This window comes from Staphylococcus shinii (assembly GCF_017583065.1).
Classification (GTDB): domain Bacteria; phylum Bacillota; class Bacilli; order Staphylococcales; family Staphylococcaceae; genus Staphylococcus; species Staphylococcus shinii.
On record NZ_JAGEVL010000003.1, the window covers coordinates 541,991 to 564,429 of the forward strand.

A 22,439-nucleotide genomic window follows, 5' to 3' on the forward strand; every position below is an offset into this window, starting at 1 on the left:
TGCCTAGTAATTTAAATATTTATATTAAAGTCTTAACTGAAACTTTCATTATATTTAAGAAAGAGTTAAGAAAGGTTAATAATCAGTTAATGTTAAATGATTTATATGCTCCGTATTATTAAACTATGAAAAAAATAAATTGAGAGTAGGTATATATTATGAACATAAAAACATTATTTATTTCGGGAACGGTAGCGACATCATTATTACTAGGAGCATGTAATAATATGGACACTAAGAAAGAAGATATGGAAGAAGAAACAAAATCTGAGACAAAAATGGATAATAAAGATATGGGTGAAAGTAAAAGCATGAAAGAAGGTATGTTTAAAGGCGAAAATAAAGAAAAAGTGGAAGGTAAGGCGATGATTCATGATAATAAATTGATGTTAAAAGATTTCCAATCATCTAAAGGCCCAGATTTACATGTATATCTCACTAATGATGGCGATATTAAAAAAGGGAAGAAAATCGACAAAGTTGATTATGATAAATCAGAGCAAACATTTGATTTAAAAGGTATTAATACTGATGAATACAATACCGTAACAATTTATTGCGATAAAGCCCATGTAACCTTTGGCTCAGCAGAACTAAAATAATAATTGATTAGTATGTGGATTGGCTTCTAGACTAGATGACGAGTCAATCCACGTAATATTTTAAAGGAGTGGATTAATGAGATGATATCGAAAATTATATTGCTTATCATTCGATTAGGATCAGGCTTTTATATGCTATTCCAAGGCTATGAAAAATTGACAGGCGGTTTTGCAATAGATGGATTAGTATCAGTAATTAAAGAAAACCAAGATTCTCCGAGGTGGTTTAAATTTTTCTTTGAGGCTGTTGTGGCGAATCATTTAGAAATATTTAAATGGATGGTGCAACTTGGAGAGATTGCTATAGGCCTTAGTCTGATTCTTGGTGTACTTTCATATACAGCAAGCTTTTTTGGTGTTTTTATAATGTTAAATTATATTCTTGCAGATATGATTTTCACATACCCAATTCAATTGTTTTTCTTTATAATTATATTAATGAATAAAGAGATAATAAATTCAATAAGCTTAAATCATTTTATAAAAAGAAAACAATTAAGGAATGATGAAAATGACTCACATACTTATAGCGGATGATGAAAAAGATATTAGAGAAATCTGTAAAACTTATTTTGAATTTGAGGGGTATCAAGTGACGCTTGCAGAAAATGGTAAAGAAGCACTTGAATTCTTAGATGAAGCTATAGACTTATTAGTGTTAGATATTATGATGCCTGAAGCGGATGGCTATGACGTAGTTAAAGAAATGAAAGCTCAACAGCTAGACATTCCATACATTTATTTAACGGCTAAAACAAGCGAGTCAGATACAATTTTTGGGCTAATGTTAGGCGCAGATGATTATGTAAAAAAACCATTTAGTCCACGAGAACTTGTGATACGAGCGAAAAATTTATTGAATAGAGTAACAACTAAACCTACAAGACATGAAGTTATCAATTGTGGAAATCTTAAATTAAATAATATGACTAAAATTGTAGAAATTAATAGTAAAGTTATACCGTTTCGTATTAAAGAGTTTGAGTTACTTTGGTACTTTGTGACGCATGAAGATGAAGCTATTTCAAAAACTTCATTAATTGAAGAAGTTTGGGGTTATGAATTTTACGAAGATGTCAATTCACTTAATGTCCATGTTCATCGTATTAGAGAGAAATTGGAAAGTAATCATTTTAATGAGTATACTATTTCGACAGTTTGGGGACTTGGTTATAAGTTTCAAAGGAGTGTTTAAATGACGATTCGAAAACAATTAATTTATTCATTTATGGGGTCATTATTTATAACGACACTTCTAGTTTTTATATTATACAAATTAATGTGGTTTGACGTTCATCAAACTATATTACTCACACTTTGTTCCTTTGTATCGAGCTTGATGACTATGGCTATCGCGATATTCTTCTCTGTTCCAACGATTCACAAAATTGAAAGATTAAATGATCGTACTGATCAAATTGCCAAAGGAAATTATAAAGTAGAAGATTTAAACATTCAATCACCGAAAGAATTAAAAGAATTAAGTGATGCTTTTAACCAAATGACCATAAGAATCGACAAACAAATGAATCAAATTAAAGCAGAACAAGATGAAAAGTTATGTATGGTTCAGAATTTAGCGCATGATTTAAAAACGCCGTTAGCTAGTATTAAGTCATATTCAGAAGGACTTAATGATGGCATGATTTATACTGAATTAGCTAAGCAAGATGCTTATCAAGTGCTTATTAGACAAGCAGACCGTTTAAATCAAATGTTTGATGACTTAACAGATGTCATGTCTGTAAATAATAAACGTTCCGATACGCGAATAAATATTGATCAATTGTTAATGCCCATTTTAGAATCATATCAACAGTGTTTGAAAAAGAATAAGCGACACATAGAAATTAATATTTCTCCTAATATAAAACCTTTTTATCAAGATAAAATTGCATTAGAACGGATTATTACGAATTTTATAGATAACGCATTGAAATTTTCAGATACTGATAAAGTAGTGACAATTACTGTATTTGAACATGAACGTAATATGCTAGGAATTTCAATAAAAGATGAAGGTATAGGTATAAAGCAAGCACATTTAAAATATATTTTTGATAGAACTTATAGAGTAGATAACTCGAGAAATAAAGAAACTGGTGGTTCGGGATTAGGTCTTTACATTGCGTCGACATTAGCTAAACAAATCGGAGGAGAAATTTCTGTTGATAGTAAGTTTGAAGAAGGTACGACGATGACAGTCTATTTTCCGAAAAATTAAAGCATTTAATTTATATTGTCATTCGACAAAAGGTACGGTGTTTAGATAACTAAAGCAACGTACCTTTTGCTATGTTTATTCAAATATAAATCGATATTCTAGTCTAAAAAAGACCCGAATTTTCGCACTAATTACATTAATATTACAAAGGTATAAATTGGTAGATAAAGTATATGAACTTTCATGACAGTTTTTTAAAAGGATTTTATAATAAAAATAACTTTATTGTATGTAATTAGGATGTAAAAAAGACGTCGTTTATTTTAATTTCATTGTAACCTACAAGAGTTTTATGGATGTTATAGTACTATTTGTGAATTCATTGAAGCAGTAAATTATCTTTGTTTAGATAATTGAAATTCAATAACAATTTTAAAAATAAAAGCGAAAATTATCTTCTGGGAGGATTATTAATAATGAAAAAAACAGTAGTAGCATCAACATTAGCAGTAGGATTAGGTGTAACAGGATTAGCAGCAGGAAATTCAGCAGACGCTTCAGAGCAAGGTGTAGATAAAGCACAATTAGCTCAACAAGCACAAACTAATCCAGAGTCATTAAACGCAGCGCCAGTACAAGAAGGTGCTTATAACATTGACTTTAATCATAATAATTTAAACTATAGCTTCCAATCAGACGGCCAATATTGGACTTGGAGCTATGGACAAGGTAATGCTTCAGCAGAGCAACCAGCACAAGCTGAACAACCAGCACAATCACAACAAACAGAACAAGCTCAACCACAACAAACAGAGCAAGCATCAACTGAGCAACCAGCTCAACAAGCTGCTCCACAAACTGAACAAACTCAACAACCAAAACAAGAAACAACTACACAAGCTTCAACTTCTTCAAATGAGTCAAGCTCAAGTGAAGCTTCAGAAGGTTCATCAGGTGTGAATGCACACTTACAACAAATCGCGCAACGTGAATCAGGTGGCGATATTCATGCTACAAACCCATCATCAGGTGCTTCAGGTAAGTTCCAATTCTTACAAAGTACATGGGATTCAGTAGCACCATCTGAATATCAAGGTCAACCAGCTGCTAATGCACCAGAAGCAGTACAAGACGCTGCAGCACAAAAATTATATGATGAAGTTGGCGCTTCACAATGGGTTACTGCATAATATAATTGAAATTCAAATTTTAACTATATAAATTTTAAGAGGTTAGACATTAATAAATGTTCTAACCTCTTATTTTTTATGTTTAGTTAATGGGTTTATTGAGATAAATTTTATTTAAATATTAATGAATGGTTTAGTTTTTCAATATATAGAAGGAGATTATTTTATGATTTGGTATTTTTAAATATCATAAAAATGTTTTGTGAAAAATTAATGTTTAAATAGTTTTATAGTTAGACAGAATGAAACATTCTATCTATCAGTATATTCTAAAATGATTTATCTTAAATTTGTGAAAAATAAAAGTTATATACGTTTAATTTTCACACTAATTACAAGCATATTACACAACGCAAAAGTGTATTTATACACCTTTGTACCTCCATGAAAGTTTTCCACCGCTAATCTACATATGTTTATCATGCTTTTTAACGTAATGACGATGTAAAAAATCGATTGCTTTTTTAATTTGGCTGTAACCTACGCGCTTTTTATGGGTGTTATAGTAGTAATTACAAATTAGTTGTAAAAAGTAAACAACTTCAATTGTTGAAATTGCGATCTAATTTTTAAATTTAAAATATGGAAATTATCTCTTAGGAGGATTATTAATAATGAAAAAAACAGTAATTGCATCAACATTAGCAGTAGGATTAGGTGTTACAGGATTAGCAGCAGGAAATTCAGCGGATGCATCAGAACAAAATATTAATCAAGCAAATTTAGCGCAACAAGCTCAAAATAATCCAGAACAATTAAATGAATCAGCATTACATGATGGTTCATATAACTATAATTTTAATCAAGACGGATTAAATTACAATTTTAATTCAGATGGTGAAAACTTTACTTGGAGCTATGGTGAAGGATCAGGAGAAGGTTCAACTAGTTCATCAGCACAAAGTGCAGACAATAGTGGACAACAAAACGGACAAGCGTCACAAACTGAACAAGCTTCAAGTGAACAGTCTGCTCAAGCACAACAATCAACTCAACAAAGTGCACCACAACAAGAGTCAACAAAACAACAACAACCACAACAATCACAACAACAAGAAGCAACTACACAATCTTCAGCTAGCTCAAACGAATCAAGCTCAAATGAAGCTTCAGAAGGTTCATCAGGTGTGAATTCACACTTACAACAAATCGCGCAACGTGAATCAGGTGGCGATATTCATGCTACAAACCCATCATCAGGTGCTTCAGGTAAGTTCCAATTCTTACAAAGTACATGGGATTCAGTAGCACCATCTGAATATCAAGGCCAACCAGCTGGTAATGCACCAGAAGCAGTACAAGACGCTGCAGCACAAAAATTATATGATGAAGTTGGCCCTTCACAATGGGTTACTGCATAATATAGATATTCAGTAACAAAAATAGTATGAATTTTAATAATGAAGATAGCGGTTGGGGCATTTAAATGTCTCAGCCGTTATTTTTTATTTTGATAAATTCTTTAAATATCGATAAATCATTGATGTAAATATGGGTATACATAAAATAATAAAGATTGTAGTTTTTAATGAAAATTTCAAGCAACATAAATATTTGGGAATTTAGTTAGGGGCAATTAATATGAGAAAACTTGTTGTGTTTTTACACAGTTCTTTGGATGGATTTGTTGAAGGTTCTCAAGGTGCTATGGATATTGATTGGATTGCTTATAATAACGAATTAGAAAATTTTGCTGATGAAGTGTTGCAAACTGCTGACACAATTGTTTGGGGGCGCAAAACCTATGAAATGATGTATGATTACTGGCCGACAGTTCCATCAGATAAACATGCTTCTGAACATGAACTGAAACACGCTAAATGGATTGAAAATGTTGAAAAAGTCATATTTTCAAAAGCTTTGAATAGTGTCGATTGGCATAATTCACGTTTAGTTAAAAAGAATGTTAAAGATGAAATTATCCAGATGAAGCAACAAGAAGGTAAAGATATTGTAGTATTGGGAAGCCCTCGATTCGCACATTATTTGATGCAATTAGATATAGTGGATGAATATAAAATTACCATTTCGCCTACATTGATTGGTAAAGGATTGCCATTATTTCAAAATATACATGAACGAGTAGAATTGAAATTACTTGATAGTAAAACATTTAAATCGGGTGCTTTAGGCCTTATTTATCAAAAAAATAAAGAATAAACAAAAGGTAGAAGTTGGCTAAGTTGCTGACCTCTATTTTGAAAAATAACTATACAAATATAAATAAACCTTAGGTGAACTATCGCCTAAGGTTTGTTTCAGCTTCAAATAACGATATTAAAAAAGTCGATTAAGTTGAAAACATACTTATAGTTAGTCTGTCAGTTCAATCGATTTTTTAGTACGTGTATGTGCTTAATGAGATTTATTGATTTACTAGTTCTTTAAAATTATCTAAGCGATTCGCTTTTTCTTCGTCACTAATATCATGTTTTTTTACGTAACGATTATTTTCATGAGCTGCACATTCATGAGAGCAAGCACCTAAGTAACGTGCTTCATTTTCTTCTGATACTAGTATTTGTTTATTACATTCAGGATTGCTACAGTTTATATAACGTTCACATGGCGTGCCGTCAAACCATTCTTTACCTACAACTGTTTTATCTACATGGTTTACTTCTACACTGATACGTTCATCGAAAACGTACATTTTACCATCCCAGAATTCACCTTTTGTTTCTGGGTCTTTTCCATAAGTAGCGATACCGCCTTCAAGTTGACTCACATTTTCGAAACCTTCTTTTAATAAATAACCTGAGAATTTTTCGCAACGAATACCACCAGTACAGTAAGTTACAATTTTTTTATCCATAAATTGGTCTTTGTTTTCTTTAATCCAGTCAGGTAAATCTCTAAATCTTGTAATATCAGGACGAACTGCACCACGGAAATGGCCAAGGTCATATTCATAATCATTTCGTGCATCAATGACGATTGTATCGTCGTCTAATAACGCTTCCCTAAATTCTTTTGGAGATAAATAATCACCTGTTAGCTCTCTTGGATTTACGTCATCTTCAAGATCTAAAGCTACAATTTCTTGTCTTGGGCGTACATGCATTTTCTTGAAAGCATGTCCTTCAGCTTCATCGATTTTAAAAGTAATGTCTTTAAATCTTTCGTCAGATTTTAATGCAGCCATATATTTATCGGTAGCTTCAATCGTACCAGAAACTGTACCATTAATGCCTTCTGTCGATACTAAAATACGGCCCTTAAGTTCTAACTCTTTACAAAAATCTAAATGTTCTGTGGCAAAAGTTTCGGGGTCTTCAATAGTTGTATAATTATAATACAATAATACTCTGTAATCCATAATACTATTCTCCTCTAATTGATTTTTTCTCTTATAGTTTTTATATAAAATTATTAGTTTGACGATATTCGTGCGACAGTAGTTCATAATAAATATGGTTAAATTAACATCGATTAATTATTTTTATAAAATGACGAAATTATCCTCACTATATTGTAACAAAAAAAGGACAATATTCAATTTAAAAATTTCGCAAAATCAAATATTTATATAACCGTTTTAAAACTATATTTATGTAACCAATATGAAAAAATGCTCTGTTCAAGCATAGCATCTTCAAAAGATGATAGTTGAAAAGAGCATAAAAATGAATATGAATTATTTATTTTTATTAGTAAATATAAGTGACACGATTAAACTAATTGTACTGACTGCAAAAACGATATTCATAATTGCTAATATCTCTATAATAACAACATCTTTACCTAATCTTTCAAAAGCATTTTCTTGCAGTTCTTTCTCAGAATTAAAGTTACTATCAGTTCGAGAAGGTTTTTCCTCGATATCCTCTAATAATCTTTCTTTAACCTTAGGCATATAATACCTCCTTATCGTCTATTTAATTTTCCCATTTTAAATTAAAATCAATCATCTAAAAATATGAAACATTGAATTGTGTAACTATGGTTACTATACTTTCATTAACTGACGGAAAAAATAAAATTTAAACAGGAGAGATGAGTATGGAAACAGTATATTTAGCAGGTGGATGTCTATGGGGTGTGCAAGCCTTCGTCAAAACACTTCCTGGTGTTGTTAATACTGAGGCGGGTAGAGCTAACGGTATTTCGAATACGTTAGATGGCGAATATGACGGTTATGTTGAAGTTGTTAAGACGGATTTTGACACCGAAAAAGTAACAATAGCAAAGTTAATGGAGTACTTATTTGAAATTATTGATCCATACAGCGTAAATCAACAAGGGGAAGATATTGGTTTAAAATATAGAACGGGATTATACAGTGAAGATGCTAAACATTTAAAGGAAGCGCAAGCTTATATAGACACGATTGAAGACCATCACCTTATTGCAACAGAGGTATTACCACTAACAAATTACGTGAGAAGTGCAGAAGAAAACCAAGATAGATTATCAAGATTCCCAAACGATTATTGTCATTTACCAAAAGAACTTGTTAATAAATACAAATAGTAACAAACGATTTCAATGAATCTTAAATACATTAGGGAGGTGTGCATGCTACACCTCCTTTTTATCTTTTTGAATATTGGTGAATAATTGATACTTAAATAATATCATTAAGGCACTTTAACTATTGTGGATAGGAGGAGAAGCTGTTAAATGAAGTGCCATCTTATTATATAGAATGTTTTATAGTATGATATAAAATAGAAAAGTGAAAATGAAAAGCAATGATTATGAATTTAAATTTAGATATTATAAGTAAATGTTAAAGATAATGAAGCAGGTTATTGATTTAATTCAATGATTTTTGTAGAAGGGAAGATGAATTTGGAAAAGAAAAAAATTTCAGCAGAAGATGTAGCTAGACTTGCTAAAGTATCACAATCTACGGTTTCTAGAGTTTTTTCGCCAGGTAAAAGTGTTTCAGAAAACACAAGAAAAAGAGTAATGAAGGTAGCAGATGAATTGAATTATAAACCGAATGCTTTAGCTAGAGGTTTAATTACAAATAAATCAAAATTGATTGGGATAGCAATGAAAAATAAACAAAATCCGTTTTATCATGAGGTGCTATCATTATTTACACAAAAATTGAAAAACTTTGGTTATTCTGTGCTTTTTGTATATACAGAAAATGAAGAAATTCAGCAGGAAGAAATTAACCAATTTATAGAATATAACGTTGAATCTATTATAATCACTGATGCTGTATTATCTTCAGAATTAGTAAAAAAATTAAAAAGTTCAAATATACCCGTAATTTTATTTAATAGATATGATGAAACTTTGAATTGTAATTCTGTATCAAGTGATAATTACTTTGCTGCAAAATCAATAGCTAAATATTTTTTTGATAAAGGTTATACAAATAATTTATATGTATCTGGACCAAGCAACACTTCTACTAATAGAGATAGGTTATACGGGTTCAAAGAGTATTTTAAAGAAAAAGGCCAAGATATAGACATTATTGAAGGAGATTTCAGTTTTGAAACAGCCTATCAAAAAGCTCTGAGTTATTTTAAGAAAGGCAAGAAGCCGGAAGGTGTGTTTGGAGCAAATGATATAACAGCTTTAGGGATTCTCGAAGCAGCAAAAAAGATGAATTTTGACATACCTAAAGATATGGAAGTAATAGGGTTTGATGATATAAAAATGGCAGCATGGCCCAATAATCAATTAACTACTTGGGCACAACCTTTAGATCAAATGATAAACAAGACGATTAATATTTTAATTAATGGCGATTTTAAAAAAGTAGAACAAATAAAGTTGAAAGGGAAAATAAAGTTTAGAAATACAACAAAGTGATTGACAATTGAAAGCGCTTACTATAAGGTTGAATGAAATATTGCATACGTATGCAGTAGGTTTTTATTACTTTTTGCATACGTATGCAAAAAGTGGAAGGGGACTTTAATATGACTTATATATTAAAAAAAGGTAAAAATCAGGAAGATATAAAACAGTCTGACGAAAAGGTAAGTGAAATTGTAAGTAATACAATAAAAACAATTGAAAATGAAGGTGATAAAGCATTACGTGATTTGTCTATTAAATTTGATAATTGGAACCCGGAATCATTTAAATTAAATGAAGAGCAGATTCAAAAAATTATAAATAACATACCACAACAGGTTAAAGATGATATCGCTTTTGCCCAACAAAACATTGAAAATTTTGCAAAAGCTCAAAAAGAGTCATTGAAAGATTTTGAAATAGAAAATTTACCAGGCGTTATTTTAGGTCAAAAAAATATACCAGTCGAAAGTGTGGGATGTTATATACCAGGGGGGCGATACCCAATGATTGCTTCTTCCCATATGAGTATATTAACAGCTAAGGTTGCTGGAGTTAAACGAGTAATTGCATGTACACCACCTATAAATGGAAAGATTCCAGAAACAACTGTATATGCCATGTATAAAGCTGGTGCTGATGAAATATATATTTTAGGTGGAATTCAAGCAATGGGAGGCATGGCAATAGGTACAGAGAGTATTGAGGCTGTTGATATGATTGTAGGTCCAGGCAACGCTTTTGTTGCAGAAGCAAAACGTCAACTTTTTGGAAGAGTAGGAATTGATTTGTTAGCAGGCCCTACTGAAACTTTAGTAATTGCGGATGAATCTTCTGAACCAGAAATGATTGCAACTGATATTTTAGGACAAGGTGAACATGGTCCTACTTCACCTGGTGCAATTATTTCTACGTCTGAAGAAGTTGCTAAAATTGCTATTGAAGAAATTGATAAACAATTACTAACCTTGCCCACTGCAGATGTAGCTAGAGAATCTTGGGATAACTATGGTCAGGTGATAATTGTAGAAAATGAACAAGAAGCAATAAATGAAGCAAATAAATTAGCATATGAACATGTTGAAGTTTTAACGAAAAACCCAAATTATTTTTTAGATAATTTAACGAATTATGGAGCATTATTCCTTGGGCCAGAAACAAACGTAGCATATGGAGATAAAGTGATAGGCACAAATCATACATTACCAACTAAAAAAGCAGCGCGATATACAGGTGGTTTATGGGTAGGTAAATTCATCAAGACAGTAACTTATCAAAAAGTAACATCTGAAAAGCAAAGCGCTTATATAGGTGAATACGCAGCGCGTTTATGTGAATATGAAAATTTTGCTGGACATGCAGAGCAAGCTTTACTACGAGTGAGAAAGTATGGAGATAAAGGAAATAATTAATTTCCTAAAGGGGGACATACTTATATGTGGGGTATATTAGGATTAATTGGTGGATTAGCTATATTGACTATTTTAGTTATGAGAGGGATGAATTTACTTATTGCAGCGCCTTTGTCTGCGTTAATTGTAGGAGTGTTTAATGGACTTCCTTTATTTTCTCAACTTGCAGTTGGTAAACAGACGGACTTCGTGACAAGTTATATGGATGGATTTTCTGGTTTTGTCACTTCTTGGTATCTTATGTTTCTAACAGGCGCGATATTTGGAAAAGTTATGGAAGATAGTGGCGCAGCAGAAAGTGTTTCTCATTGGATAATAAAAAAAATAGGGATGAAACGAGCAGTTTTAGCTATTGTATTAGCATGTGGCGTATTAACGTATGGTGGCGTTAGTTTATTTGTTGTAGCATTTGCGGTATATCCGATGGCAGTAAATTTGTTTAAAGAATCTGATTTTCCAAGAAGATTTATTCCTGCAACACTAGCGTTGGGGTCAACAACTTTTACGATGACTTCAGCAGGTTCTCCAGAGATACAAAACTGGATTCCTATACCGTATTTACATACTAGCCCCTATGCTGGTTGGGGTGTTAGTTTAGTTACTGCATTATTTATGCTGATTGCTGGTTATTTATGGTTAATGCATATGATAAAAAAAGCTAAAAGAAAAGGCGAGTATTTTATTAGTAGGGAAAATGATGAGGTTGAATCTAGAAAAGGGTTACCTAATCCATTTTTAAGTATTATTCCTTTGTTAATAGTATTGATTGTAGCTTTTGTTTTGCATGATGTACTTGAGCAATCTGCCTTAATAATTGCCCTTACAAGTGGTGTTATTGCTACTTGGATATTAAATAGATCTTATTTCAGAGATTTTTGGAAAGCTGTTGGTAATGGGACTGAAGGAGCATTAATTGCACTTGGTAATACTTCTGCTGTTGTTGGATTTGGTAGTGTTGCTCAAGTAACCCCTGCCTTTAAAAGCGCAATTGATTACGTGACCAGTTTACCTGGCTCCCCTTTAATAACTGGGGCATTTGCAGTAATGGTGATTGCTGGTCTAACAGGGTCATCTTCTGGTGGTCAATCGATAGCGCTTCCTATTTTAGGTCCGCATTATTTAGATATGGGGGTTAATGCAGATGCCTTACACAGAACAGTTTCTATGTCATCTGGAACTTTAGACTCCTTACCACATGGCGGATATGCTGTTACTACTATTAGATCAATTGCGGGCGAATCTCATAAAGATGCCTATCCTGCCTTTGGAGCCATGACTGTTATAATTCCGCTTCTTGCAGTTATTATAGCAGTAACCTTATTTATGATAGGATTTTAAACATTATTAATAAAAAGAAGGGTGCTTATGGAAAATATAACAATTATCGGTAGCGGGACCATGGGACATTCAATCGCGTTATCCACAGCATGGGCTGGTTATAAAACTCAAGTGTATAGTTTGAATAATAGTGATTTGGATTTAGCTAAAAAAGAAATAGAAAATAAATTAGATGACTTGTATAGTAACGAATTAATTACTGAAAAACAATTAAGAGAAATTAAAAAAAATATAATATTTTCTACAAATTTAGAAAAAACCGTAGAATATGCAACATTTGTAATTGAAGCTATTCCTGAAGATTTAGAAATAAAGAAAGAGTTATATACACGTTTGAATGGTTTATTAGATGAAGATATCATATTGGCAAGTAATACCTCTGGATTTACATTAAATCAATTATCACAGTTTTATAATTTTCCAGAAAATTTTATAATAACGCATTTTTGGAATCCCGCACATTTAATACCGCTAGTAGAAATTGTAAAAAATGATGTAACGCGTCAAAGTGTCGTCAACCGTACTACAAACTTAATTGAAACCATCGGTAAAAAACCTATATTAATTCAAAAAGAAATACCAGGTTTTATTGGGAATAGATTACAATACGCACTTTTTAGAGAAGCCCAGTCCTTATTAGATAAAGGCGTTGCATCAAAAGAAGATATTGACGCAGCAGTTACTTATAGTGTTGGAAGAAGATATCCAATAATAGGACCATTAATGACAGCAGATTTAGGTGGATTAGATACTTTTAGTTCGATTTCCAATTATTTATTTGAAGATTTGAACACCGATAAATTTTCTGGAGAAACATTAGCACGACATGTTCAAAGTGGCGAATTGGGTTATAAAACAGGCAAAGGTTTCTACAATTGGGATGGCCCTCTCCCTCAAGAAATAATAAATAAAAGAGATGAAATATTAATGTATTTTTTGAAAAGAGATTTAGAAGAGAAATAAGGTGATTATTTTGTCAAAAAGTTTTATCGATTTAAAAAATAAAAATGTAGTTATTACTGGTGGTAATAAAGGAATCGGCCAAAAGGTTGCAATAGATTTTGCTGAATTAGGAGCAAATGTAATTATAATAGGTAGAGATAATAATGCATTAAATCAAACATTAGATATACTGAATCGTTACGATGGAAATCATAATGCTTTTTCACTTGATATAACAAAACTTAATAAGGTTTCTGAGACTGTTGAGCAAATAATTGCAATTTATAAAAGCATAGATATATTGGTGAACAATGCTGGTATAAATATTAGTAAACCTGCATTTGAAATTGAAGAGGAAGATTGGGATAAAGTATTAGAATTAAATTTAAAATCCTTATTCTTTATTTCTAAATTTTTCGGACGCTATATGGCAGAAGAAGAAGGTGGAAAGATTATTAATGTAGCTTCTCAAGTTGGTTTTGTAGGGTACCATAATAGAGCACCTTATTCTTCAAGTAAAGGGGGAGTAATACAATTAACTAAATCACTAGCTATAGAATGGGCAAAATATAATATAAATGTTAATGCGATCGCTCCAACGTTTGTTGAAACTAAATTGACAGAAGAAATGTTTAAAGATAAAAAATTTAAAGAAGACGTTTTAAATCGCGTATTATTTCATAAGTTGCCTAAATTAGATGATATTACTGGAGCAATATTATACTTAAGTTCTAATTTGTCCAACTTTATTACTGGTGAAACAATAAAAATTGATGGTGGGTGGACTGCAATTTAAAGAAACTAAGTTTTTTAAATTGATAAAGTAAGAGAAATTAATATATAACGAGGGCGTATTACTATATAAACGTTCTCGTTATTTTTGTCAATTTGTATACATTTTATAAGTAGAAGCGATTTTTCAAAAAATTCATAAACAAAGTTGAAATTCAATAAAGGATTATTATAAACTAATTAAGTTATGTAATTAGTTTATATTTTTTAATAGCGTAATTTTAATTATATATTGTTTTGTATAAACTACAGAAAGAGTGCATAAAACCTTGATGACAATGGCGGAGAGGTTTATTAATTCAACATTTTTCATGTTTTTATGCTAGTTCCAGTAAGAAAATATGACGTATGCTATAATATACGTTATTACTAAATATTGGTGCGATTAGGAGATTTTTAATTATGAATAAGCCCAAATATCAAATTGTAGCGAATGAAATAAAGGAAAAAATAATAAATAAAACGTATCAAGTCGGAATGTTGTTACCGACAGAAAAACAATTTCAGGATAGATATAATGTAAGTCGCTATACGATAAGACAGGCGATGGATCTACTTGTTAAAGAAGGATTTATAAGAAAGAAAAAGGGTTCAGGGTCTTATGTAAGCTATAGTTATTTAAATACACGCCAAGCGAATGAAACTAAAAAAATAGGTGTCATCGTGACGTATTTATCGGACTATATTTTTCCGAGTATTATTAGAGGGATAGAAAATGTATTTAGAAAAAATGGCTATTCCTTGATACTAGCAAGTACGAATAATAACCACGAAGAAGAACGTAAATGCTTAGAAATGATGTTGAATCAAGGTGTGACTGGACTAATTGTAGAACCTACTAAAAGTAACGTTTATAATCCAAACCTATCTTATTATTCACTATTTAAACAACGTGATATTCCAATTTTAATGATAAATGCAAAATATGATGAATTGAATTTACCTTATACAGCAATTGATGATGTGAAGTCTGGTTATTTAGCGACTAAATATTTGATAGATCATGGGCATGAGCACATTGCATTGATTACGAAAATTGATGACAATCAAGGTAAACTAAGAATGAAAGGGTATTTTAACGCTTTTGAAAGTAATCATATTTTATTTAAAGGTGAACATATCTATACATTTGATACTGAAAGTAAACCACAGGTAATTGAACAAATTGTGGAACATATTTGCAATAAAAAAATTAACATAACTGGTTTAGTTTGCTATAACGACGCTATCGCATATGAGGTCATGCAGGAATTGAAAAAACGAAATATGCGAATACCGAATGACTTATCTGTTGTAGGACAAGATAATTCAGTGTTAAGTAAATTGAATGAAATGGATTTAACAACAACGTCTCATCCGCAGGAATTGCTAGGTAGTAGAGCAGCTGAATGGATGATTAGTACGATAGATAAAGATAAACAACAAACCTCGCAACTCATAGATACATATATTATAGAACGTAATTCAGTGAAAAAAATTTAAATACTGGCTCAAATCAATAATTACATTGGTTTGAGCCCTTTTTATGCCCTTTAATATGTGCGGACATAATATAATTTTTGTTGACATGTACGGACAAATAATATAAGGTGTATTTGAAAACGGTTTCAAAGGGGCGATAAAACATGGATGATTTGAATCGAAATTTAAAAAGTGAAGATATTTCAATAGGTATTGAATTAGGCTCTACTAGGATTAAAACCGTAGCTATAGATCAGAATTTGAGCACAGTTGCATCTGGCCATTTTGAGTGGGAGAACCAATTCATCGATGGATATTGGACATATTCGATTAATGATATTTGGGTAGGATTGCAGAAGAGTTATAGTGCAATGACGACGGAAATAAAAGAAAAGTATGATTTAACCCTAAGAAAAGTGAAGTCTATTGGGGTGAGTGGTATGATGCACGGTTATCTGGCTTTTGATCAAAACGAAGACTTGCTTGTGCCATTTAGAACTTGGAGGAATGGAAATACAGCTAAAGCGGCAACATTACTTAGCGAAGCATTTCAATTTAATATACCTGAACGCTGGAGTATTGCACATTTGTATCAGGCTATATTAGATAATGAGTCACATATAAATCGAATAACTTATTTAACTACATTAGCTGGATATGTACATTGGTACCTAACTGGTGAAAAAGTTTTAGGTATTGGTGATGCTTCAGGCATGTTTCCGATAAATATTGATACAAAGGACTATAGGATAGACTTGTTAAATGAGACAAATAACATATTTAAAGCAAAGGGGTTTGGACAGTCAGTTGAAAAGTTATTACCTGAGGTTAAATTAGCAGGGGAAAGTGGAGGGCTACTTACAAAAGATGGTGCAACGTTATTAGATCCTTCTGGTAACCTTGAAGCTGGCATTTTGATGTGCCCACCAGAAGGAGACGCTGGTACAGGTATGGTTGCAACAAATACGGTTGCTCAGAATACAGGTAATATATCTGCTGGCACAAGTGCGTTTGCCATGATTGTATTATCAAATACTTTGAAAGATATGTATCCGGAAATTGATGTTGTGACGACTCCTGATGGCAGCGAAGTAGCTATGATTCATACTAATAATTGTACTTCAGATATTAATGATTGGATGAATTTGTTTGGTGAAGTATTAAACGTCATGGGTGTTGATTTTTCATCAGATGAGTTGTACGGACATATTTTCGAGCGTTCATTAAGTAGTGATGATAACATAGGCGGTCTGCTTTCATATAATTATGTATCTGGAGAGAATATTACAAATGTACACACAGGCTATCCATTATTTATCCGCGAACCTAATTATCAGTTCAATTTAGCAAACTTTATGAAAATGCATTTATTTAGTGCATTTAGTACTTTGAAAATTGGCATGGATTTACTTAAGGAAAATGAATATATCAACATAGATAAATTGATTGCTCATGGTGGAATATTTAAAACGAAAGACGTTGCTCAACAGATACTAGCTTCTGCACTTGAACAGCCCATAACGGTTATGGAAACTGCAAGTGAAGGAGGGGCATGGGGCATTAGTGTTTTAGCGTTTTATGCCGCATTAGATACTGAAGTACCGCTAGATGAATTCCTTAATGAATCCGTATTTATAAATACGAGAGCTAGCACATTACACCCAGTAGAACAAGAAGTTATTAATTTTAATAATTATGTAGAAAAAATGAAAAAAGGATTATCGATTGAACAATCCATAACTAAATATTTAGGAGGCGATATGAATGCTCGAAGCGTTAAAAGCTGAAGTATATCAAGCGAATTTAGAATTGCCTAGTAGAGGCCTAATTAAGTATACCTGGGGTAATGTTAGTGCGTTCGATCCAGAATCACAGTTATTTGTTATTAAACCAAGTGGTGTAGATTATGATGAAATGAAGCCTGAGGATATGGTTGTTTGTAACTTAGAATGTGAAGTTATTGAAGGGGATTTGAAGCCATCTTCAGATATGCCAACACATGCAGTGCTGTATAAAAAATTTGATGGCATTGGTAGTGTGGTCCATACACATTCACCTTGGGCTACTACTTGGGCACAATCTGGGCTGCCTGTGCCTGCAATGGGTACTACACATGCGGATACATTTTATGGTGATATTCCTTGCGCAAGATTTTTAACAACAGCAGAAATAAATAAGGATTATGAGTATGAAACAGGTAATGTCATCGTTGAAACATTTGATGAAAAAGGGATAAATCCACATGAAGTACCTGCTGTTTTGTTACATGGACATGCACCATTTATATGGGGAGAGAATTGTGACAAGGCTGTTATGAATGCAGTTGTTTTAGAAGAAGTATGTAAAATGAATATATTTACGCGACAGTTAAATCCTTTTGCAGAAACATTGCCTAAAGCAATACTTGATAAGCATTTTGAAAGGAAACACGGAAAAAACGCCTATTATGGTCAAAATTAAGGGGGAAGTAAAATGACAAATGTTAAAAAATTCTGGTTTGTAGTTGGATCACAAGCACTATATGGTGAAGAGGCTTTAAATCAAGTTAAGCAAAATGCCCAAAATATCGCTGATGGGTTGAATGAAAGTGGGCAATTACCTTTTGAAATTGAATTACAACCGAAATTGGCAGTTTCAGCAGATGTGATAACTGAAATTATGAAAGAAGCTAATTATCGTGACGATATTTTAGGTGTTCTTACTTGGATGCACACATTTTCGCCAGCAAAAATGTGGATAAGAGGTACTAAATTACTACAAAAACCGTTATTACATTTAGCGACACAATATAATGAAGATATTTCCTGGGAAAACATCGACATGGATTATATGAACCTACATCAATCGGCACATGGTGATAGAGAATACGGTTATATTAACCGTCGCTTGAATAAAAATAATGAAGTTATATTTGGGCACTGGAAAGACACAAACGTTCAACAGCAATTAAGAGATTGGATGCTTATAGCCAATGCTTATAGCGAAAGTTTTAATTTAAAAGTCGCTAGATTTGGTGACAATATGCGCAATGTGGCAGTAACAGAAGGAGATAAAATAGAAGCGCAAATTCAATATGGTTGGACTGTTGATTACTACGGTATCGGTGATTTAGTTGAATATATTAATCAAGTTACTGATGAAGATGTAGCTGCATTATTTAAAACATACGAAAACTTATACGAATTTGATTATAGAGATTATAGTAAAGCGGCATTTAACAGTTCTGTAAAAGAACAAATTAAGTACGAAATAGCGATTAAGCAATTCTTAGATGAAGGTGGCTATACTGCTTTCACTTCAAACTTTGAAGATTTACATGGTATGCAGCAATTACCAGGTTTAGCAGTACAAAGGTTAAATGGACAAGGTTATGGATTTGCTGGTGAAGGTGACTGGAAGACAGCAGCTTTAGATCGTTTATTGAAAATTGCTGCAGAAAATGAAGCAACAGGATTTATGGAAGATTATACGTATGATTTAAGAAGCGGCCATTCACATATTCTAGGCTCACATATGTTAGAAGTTGATCCGACACTTGCTGAAACGAAACCTAAACTTGTTGTGAATCCACTTGGTATAGGGGATAAAAATGACCCGGCAAGATTAGTATTTGATGGTAAATCTGGTGAAGGCGTTGTTGTAACGATGCTCGATTTAGGGACACGCTATAAATTTATTATTAATGAAATAGAAGCTAAAAGTCTCGATGAACCAGCTCCTCATTTGCCTGTAGCTAGAGTGCTTTGGGAAGTGAAACCATCATTAGAAAAAGGTGTAAAACGTTGGATAGAAGAAGGCGGCGGACATCATACTATACTTTCTCTAAAATTAACACGTTCAAAAATAGAAATACTATTGAAAATGTTTGATGCCGAATACACACTAATTAACTAATTTTCAAAAAACGTTTGTCGTAAATCTATGCATAGGTGATTAAGTTTTTCATTAAAAAGAGGGTGAATGGGATGAAAGTTAATAGTAAGGTTTCAAATCGTTTTATCTATTTCTTCGGAGCTTTTGGTGGTATATTATTTGGTTATGATATTGGGGTTATGACAGGAGCGCTACCGTTTTTAAGAGAAGACTGGGGTATTGAAAGTGGATTTATTATAGGTTTAATTACATCTTCAGTGATGTTAGGTGCGATATTTGGTGGTATTTTAGCTGGCAAACTGTCGGATAAACTAGGTAGAAGAAAAATGATATTAATTTCAGCGATTATTTTCGTTATTGGTTCAATCTTGTCAGGTATTGCACCACATGATGGTAATTACTTTTTGATTATATCTAGAGTTATACTTGGTTTAGCAGTGGGTGCAGCATCAGCTTTAGTTCCTGCTTATATGTCTGAAATGGCACCAGCAAAATATCGTGGTCAATTATCAGGAATGAATCAAACTATGATTGTATCTGGAATGTTATTATCTTATATTGTTGATTATTATTTAAGAGGATTACCTATGGAAATTGGTTGGAGACTAATGTTGAGTATCGCAGCAATTCCGGCACTGATTTTGTTTTTAGGTGTCTTAAAACTACCAGAATCTCCAAGGTTCTTAATTAAAAATAATAGATTTGAAGAAGCTAAACTTGTATTAAGTAATCTTAGAAATAATTATAAAGTCGATGAAGAATTTGAAGAAATTAAAAAAACAATTCAAAAAGAGAATAATGTGAAAAATAATCAGTCATTAGCCACATTATTTAATGGTAAATATAAATATTTAGTAGTTGCAGGATTAGGTGTAGCAGCATTTCAACAGTTTCAAGGGGCGAATGCAATATTTTATTATATTCCATTAATTGTAGAACAAGCCACTGGAAATTCTGCGAGTGATGCACTTATGTGGCCTATTATTCAAGGTGTCATACTTGTATTAGGATCATTACTCTTTATTTGGATAGCGGATAAATTTAATAGAAGAACATTGCTTATGCTAGGTGGTACCGTAATGGGATTATCGTTTATATTGCCTGCTATTATTCATATATTTTTACCCAATGCGAATCCGATATTGATAGTAATCTTTTTAAGTATTTATGTTGCCTTCTATTCCTTTACATGGGCACCACTTACATGGGTTATTGTCGGTGAAATATTCCCGTTAGCAATTAGAGGTTTTGCTTCGGGTAGCGCATCATCATTAAATTGGATTGGTTCTTTCTTAGTTGGGCTTCTATTCCCAATTATGACAGCTTACTTTTCACAACAAATTGTTTTTGCAATCTTTGGTGTTATCTGTATTCTCGGTGTATTATTTGTGAAAAAATTTGTTCCGGAATCAAGAGGGCGTACGCTTGAAGAGATTGAAGCAATTGGAGAGTCACGCGATTCGAATAAGGTTAATGCGCAAGTGAAAAATATATAATAATTTAAATGGAAAACAATCTGGTAAATAATAAAAGACCTTTTCTATGAAACTCCTCAATTAAGAAGGGGTTTCTAGAAAAGGCCTTTTTTCATGCATATGTTTATTTAAAGAAACCTAAAATGAAGTCTACACCTTTACCTAAAACCTCTGCGATGCTTACGCCCATTGTAGCCCAGTCATGTGCTAAACCTGCATTTACTGCGTTGCCAATTGCTTCTACGATTCCTGCCATGTGAAACACTCCTTTTTTTAGAAATTTAAAATTAAAACATTTGCTTTAATTTGTTAAATACAATATAACTTTTTTTATTAATTAATTGCATAAAAATGCCTAACTAAACGTTTTTTATGCCTAAGTGTAATAATAGTTTTTTTATAGGAATTGTAAGTATAGTATACAAATTTTAATTATTTGTAAAATTTTTAATATTGCGTAGCACTTTTATAGAGACTGTGGCATAATGGTAAGTTATGCAGCTGAGTTTATAGTGAATAAGGTTGAAGTTAATGTAGTGAAGTATAAAAAATAGGAGTAGGGCAATGGAATCATATTTTCAAAAATCGGTTCCGTTACCTCTTTTGTTTTTGTGAAAAGTGGTGGGAGAATTTTTAACATTGTTGTTAGTGAACATATGATTAGTATTAAATGTGCGTGGTTGGAGACGATGATTTTATTAAATAAAGGTCTAGATAGCAATAAGAAAGGAGGGCAGAAAAATTTCAGCCCAACAACGAAGCGGGGATAATCTTATTAATAATAATTGATAGTTCCTCTATAGTTTCTGGTTTTCCGTTATCTACCCAGTCTTGAATAATACCAAAAATCGCATTGCTCAAAAAAATCACAAAATAATGTTGTTCTCTTTCACTTAAATTAATCGTTTTTACTGAAGGTAGAATATTTTTTTCTGCATTTTTTTGCAACATTGATTTTACTTGATTTTGAATTTCCGTAGAGCCATTTTTAGATATGAGCAATAATAAAAGTTCGGCTTCATTATTCCAAAAATTAAGCATGTGATAAAAAAATAAACGACGGTCTGAGTTTAAAAATTCATGAATTTTCTTACTGCCACTTTTTATAATTTCTGTCTGATATTGATGGACTAAATCATATTTATCTTTGTAATGTAAATAAAAAGTTCCTCTACTTACATTAGCTTCATTACAGATATCTTTTACCGAGATATCATCGAATCTTTTAGTTTTTAAGAGCGTTATTAAAGCTTCGCGAGTATTTTTCTTCGTCTTCAATATGCGGGCATCGGTAAATAATTCTTTAGTCATTCGTTTCACTCCTAATATTATTAGACATATTTTTTAAATGTGTTCAGTAACGATAACCTTTTTATTGTTTTTATATTTTATAGGTATATAATCGCATTATGAATGATAATTGA

22 protein-coding genes are annotated in these 22,439 nt (G+C 32.0%); 18 read left to right on the forward strand and 4 right to left on the reverse strand.

All coding sequences use genetic code 11. The features are described from left to right. Positions 1-158: 158 nt before the first annotated feature. From J5E45_RS06335 to J5E45_RS06365, 7 genes are all read left to right on the forward strand, one after another. Positions 159-602 carry a DM13 domain-containing protein gene (locus tag J5E45_RS06335; RefSeq protein ID WP_069793389.1) on the forward strand — a complete coding sequence of 148 codons (444 nt, stop codon included), beginning with the start codon at positions 159-161 and terminating at the stop codon, positions 600-602. A gap of 84 nt (positions 603-686) precedes the next feature. After that, a complete protein-coding gene (locus J5E45_RS06340; RefSeq protein ID WP_238347245.1) occupies positions 687-1,139 on the forward strand; it encodes a DoxX family protein in 453 nt (150 codons plus the stop codon). Next, positions 1,114-1,797, forward strand: a complete 684-nt coding sequence (locus tag J5E45_RS06345; RefSeq protein ID WP_039068167.1) for a response regulator transcription factor — start codon at positions 1,114-1,116, stop codon at positions 1,795-1,797. The genes J5E45_RS06340 and J5E45_RS06345 overlap by 26 nt, the downstream gene beginning before the upstream one ends. Continuing rightward, positions 1,798-2,826, forward strand: coding sequence for a sensor histidine kinase (locus J5E45_RS06350; RefSeq protein ID WP_101050557.1), 1,029 nt, complete (start codon positions 1,798-1,800; stop codon positions 2,824-2,826). It begins immediately after the preceding gene. A 416-nt stretch (positions 2,827-3,242) separates the two neighbouring features. Further along, positions 3,243-3,956 (forward strand): transglycosylase family protein, encoded by a 714-nt coding sequence (locus J5E45_RS06355; protein ID WP_208181852.1) that lies wholly within the window; start codon positions 3,243-3,245, stop codon positions 3,954-3,956. Between the two features lie 614 nt (positions 3,957-4,570). Next, positions 4,571-5,317, forward strand: coding sequence for a transglycosylase family protein (locus J5E45_RS06360; RefSeq protein WP_101050555.1), 747 nt, complete (start codon positions 4,571-4,573; stop codon positions 5,315-5,317). Positions 5,318-5,537: 220 nt separating this feature from the next. After that, positions 5,538-6,116, forward strand: coding sequence for a dihydrofolate reductase family protein (locus tag J5E45_RS06365; RefSeq protein WP_208181853.1), 579 nt, complete (start codon positions 5,538-5,540; stop codon positions 6,114-6,116). A 205-nt stretch (positions 6,117-6,321) separates the two neighbouring features. Here the strand turns inward: J5E45_RS06365 and trhO are convergent, their stop codons facing one another. Next, a complete protein-coding gene (gene trhO, locus J5E45_RS06370) occupies positions 6,322-7,275 on the reverse strand; it encodes an oxygen-dependent tRNA uridine(34) hydroxylase TrhO (RefSeq protein WP_039068162.1) in 954 nt (317 codons plus the stop codon). A gap of 318 nt (positions 7,276-7,593) precedes the next feature. Beyond that, on the reverse strand, positions 7,594-7,812 hold the full coding sequence (locus J5E45_RS06375) for a hypothetical protein (protein ID WP_039068161.1): 219 nt from the start codon (positions 7,810-7,812) through the stop codon (positions 7,594-7,596). Positions 7,813-7,958: 146 nt separating this feature from the next. On the opposite strand from J5E45_RS06375, the gene J5E45_RS06380 reads away from it, so the two are divergent. The 11 genes from J5E45_RS06380 (at position 7,959) to J5E45_RS06430 (ending at position 21,036) form a co-directional block, all read left to right on the forward strand. Then, a complete protein-coding gene (locus J5E45_RS06380) occupies positions 7,959-8,429 on the forward strand; it encodes a peptide-methionine (S)-S-oxide reductase (protein WP_208181854.1) in 471 nt (156 codons plus the stop codon). A 321-nt stretch (positions 8,430-8,750) separates the two neighbouring features. Continuing rightward, on the forward strand, positions 8,751-9,734 hold the full coding sequence (locus tag J5E45_RS06385) for a LacI family DNA-binding transcriptional regulator (protein ID WP_237282811.1): 984 nt from the start codon (positions 8,751-8,753) through the stop codon (positions 9,732-9,734). Positions 9,735-9,844: 110 nt separating this feature from the next. Next, entirely contained in the window at positions 9,845-11,134 is a 1,290-nt protein-coding gene (gene hisD, locus J5E45_RS06390; RefSeq protein WP_119585095.1) for a histidinol dehydrogenase, read from the forward strand. 24 nt (positions 11,135-11,158) lie between these two features. Continuing rightward, entirely contained in the window at positions 11,159-12,472 is a 1,314-nt protein-coding gene (locus tag J5E45_RS06395; RefSeq protein ID WP_119585097.1) for a GntP family permease, read from the forward strand. Between the two features lie 27 nt (positions 12,473-12,499). After that, a complete protein-coding gene (locus tag J5E45_RS06400) occupies positions 12,500-13,435 on the forward strand; it encodes a 3-hydroxyacyl-CoA dehydrogenase family protein (RefSeq protein WP_208181856.1) in 936 nt (311 codons plus the stop codon). Between the two features lies 1 nt (position 13,436). Then, positions 13,437-14,210: an SDR family NAD(P)-dependent oxidoreductase gene (locus tag J5E45_RS06405; RefSeq protein ID WP_259339206.1), complete on the forward strand. Its 774-nt coding sequence runs from the start codon at positions 13,437-13,439 to the stop codon at positions 14,208-14,210. 398 nt (positions 14,211-14,608) lie between these two features. Beyond that, a complete protein-coding gene (locus J5E45_RS06410) occupies positions 14,609-15,688 on the forward strand; it encodes a GntR family transcriptional regulator (protein WP_039068159.1) in 1,080 nt (359 codons plus the stop codon). A 143-nt stretch (positions 15,689-15,831) separates the two neighbouring features. After that, positions 15,832-17,454 (forward strand): xylulokinase, encoded by a 1,623-nt coding sequence (locus J5E45_RS06415; RefSeq protein ID WP_208181857.1) that lies wholly within the window; start codon positions 15,832-15,834, stop codon positions 17,452-17,454. Then, positions 17,432-18,127, forward strand: a complete 696-nt coding sequence (locus J5E45_RS06420) for an L-ribulose-5-phosphate 4-epimerase (protein WP_069792674.1) — start codon at positions 17,432-17,434, stop codon at positions 18,125-18,127. The genes J5E45_RS06415 and J5E45_RS06420 overlap by 23 nt, the downstream gene beginning before the upstream one ends. Before the next feature lie 12 nt (positions 18,128-18,139). Beyond that, positions 18,140-19,561 (forward strand): L-arabinose isomerase, encoded by a 1,422-nt coding sequence (araA, locus tag J5E45_RS06425; protein WP_208181858.1) that lies wholly within the window; start codon positions 18,140-18,142, stop codon positions 19,559-19,561. Positions 19,562-19,632: 71 nt separating this feature from the next. Then, a complete protein-coding gene (locus J5E45_RS06430; RefSeq protein WP_039068155.1) occupies positions 19,633-21,036 on the forward strand; it encodes a sugar porter family MFS transporter in 1,404 nt (467 codons plus the stop codon). A gap of 103 nt (positions 21,037-21,139) precedes the next feature. Here the strand turns inward: J5E45_RS06430 and J5E45_RS06435 are convergent, their stop codons facing one another. Both J5E45_RS06435 and J5E45_RS06440 read right to left on the reverse strand, forming a co-directional pair. Further along, positions 21,140-21,271, reverse strand: a complete 132-nt coding sequence (locus J5E45_RS06435) for a beta-class phenol-soluble modulin (protein WP_017723991.1) — start codon at positions 21,269-21,271, stop codon at positions 21,140-21,142. Between the two features lie 488 nt (positions 21,272-21,759). Further along, positions 21,760-22,326 (reverse strand): TetR/AcrR family transcriptional regulator, encoded by a 567-nt coding sequence (locus J5E45_RS06440; protein ID WP_069792672.1) that lies wholly within the window; start codon positions 22,324-22,326, stop codon positions 21,760-21,762. Positions 22,327-22,439 lie beyond the last annotated feature (113 nt).

Coding starts and splice junctions, on each gene's coding strand:
- J5E45_RS06335 (WP_069793389.1), top strand. CDS start 159: ATGAACATAAAAACATTATTTATTTCGGGAACGGTAGCGACATCATTA.
- J5E45_RS06345 (WP_039068167.1), top strand. CDS start 1,114: ATGACTCACATACTTATAGCGGATGATGAAAAAGATATTAGAGAAATC.
- J5E45_RS06350 (WP_101050557.1), top strand. CDS start 1,798: ATGACGATTCGAAAACAATTAATTTATTCATTTATGGGGTCATTATTT.
- J5E45_RS06355 (WP_208181852.1), top strand. CDS start 3,243: ATGAAAAAAACAGTAGTAGCATCAACATTAGCAGTAGGATTAGGTGTA.
- J5E45_RS06360 (WP_101050555.1), top strand. CDS start 4,571: ATGAAAAAAACAGTAATTGCATCAACATTAGCAGTAGGATTAGGTGTT.
- J5E45_RS06365 (WP_208181853.1), top strand. CDS start 5,538: ATGAGAAAACTTGTTGTGTTTTTACACAGTTCTTTGGATGGATTTGTT.
- trhO (WP_039068162.1), bottom strand. CDS start 7,275: ATGGATTACAGAGTATTATTGTATTATAATTATACAACTATTGAAGAC.
- J5E45_RS06375 (WP_039068161.1), bottom strand. CDS start 7,812: ATGCCTAAGGTTAAAGAAAGATTATTAGAGGATATCGAGGAAAAACCT.
- J5E45_RS06380 (WP_208181854.1), top strand. CDS start 7,959: ATGGAAACAGTATATTTAGCAGGTGGATGTCTATGGGGTGTGCAAGCC.
- hisD (WP_119585095.1), top strand. CDS start 9,845: ATGACTTATATATTAAAAAAAGGTAAAAATCAGGAAGATATAAAACAG.
- J5E45_RS06395 (WP_119585097.1), top strand. CDS start 11,159: ATGTGGGGTATATTAGGATTAATTGGTGGATTAGCTATATTGACTATT.
- J5E45_RS06400 (WP_208181856.1), top strand. CDS start 12,500: ATGGAAAATATAACAATTATCGGTAGCGGGACCATGGGACATTCAATC.
- J5E45_RS06410 (WP_039068159.1), top strand. CDS start 14,609: ATGAATAAGCCCAAATATCAAATTGTAGCGAATGAAATAAAGGAAAAA.
- J5E45_RS06415 (WP_208181857.1), top strand. CDS start 15,832: ATGGATGATTTGAATCGAAATTTAAAAAGTGAAGATATTTCAATAGGT.
- J5E45_RS06420 (WP_069792674.1), top strand. CDS start 17,432: ATGCTCGAAGCGTTAAAAGCTGAAGTATATCAAGCGAATTTAGAATTG.
- araA (WP_208181858.1), top strand. CDS start 18,140: ATGACAAATGTTAAAAAATTCTGGTTTGTAGTTGGATCACAAGCACTA.
- J5E45_RS06430 (WP_039068155.1), top strand. CDS start 19,633: ATGAAAGTTAATAGTAAGGTTTCAAATCGTTTTATCTATTTCTTCGGA.
- J5E45_RS06435 (WP_017723991.1), bottom strand. CDS start 21,271: ATGGCAGGAATCGTAGAAGCAATTGGCAACGCAGTAAATGCAGGTTTA.
- J5E45_RS06440 (WP_069792672.1), bottom strand. CDS start 22,326: ATGACTAAAGAATTATTTACCGATGCCCGCATATTGAAGACGAAGAAA.